The sequence below is a fragment of the Candidatus Infernicultor aquiphilus genome (assembly GCF_002784285.1).
In the GTDB taxonomy this organism is placed as follows: domain Bacteria; phylum Atribacterota; class Phoenicimicrobiia; order Phoenicimicrobiales; family Phoenicimicrobiaceae; genus Infernicultor; species Infernicultor aquiphilus.
Genome location: NZ_PFKO01000188.1, coordinates 1 through 372, shown reverse-complemented (window position 1 = coordinate 372; position 372 = coordinate 1). Strand labels below are relative to the sequence as shown.

At 37.9% G+C, this 372-nt stretch carries 1 pseudogene; it reads right to left on the bottom strand.

Features of this window, described 5'->3' with window-relative positions:
- Positions 1-372 (bottom strand): annotated as a pseudogene (locus tag COZ07_RS05040) (UDP-N-acetylenolpyruvoylglucosamine reductase); the annotation flags it as partial.

The window sequence follows — 372 nt, the reverse complement described above, 5'->3', positions numbered from 1 at the left end:
CTCAACAACCGCGGCCGCCTTTGCTCCCCCAAGATTAATTATAAAATTGGCATGTTTCTCCGATATTTTGGCACCGCCGCATTGGCTGTTTTTTAATCCGCATTTTTCAATTAATTCCCCGGCCGATTGCGGTTTGGGATTAACAAAAATACACCCCGCGGACGGTTCTTTGGGTTGTCCTAATCTCTTACTCGTATAAAACATTATTTTTTCTTTAATCTTTTGGTTGTCTTTTTTCTCTAAATTAAATTCAACTGCCAATATAATTTCCGCGTTATGCTTAAAACGACTGTCACGATATTCAAACGAACAATTATCTTTATCAATCCAAATTACTTCTCCGTTTGAGGATAAAATCTTTACCCGATTGAC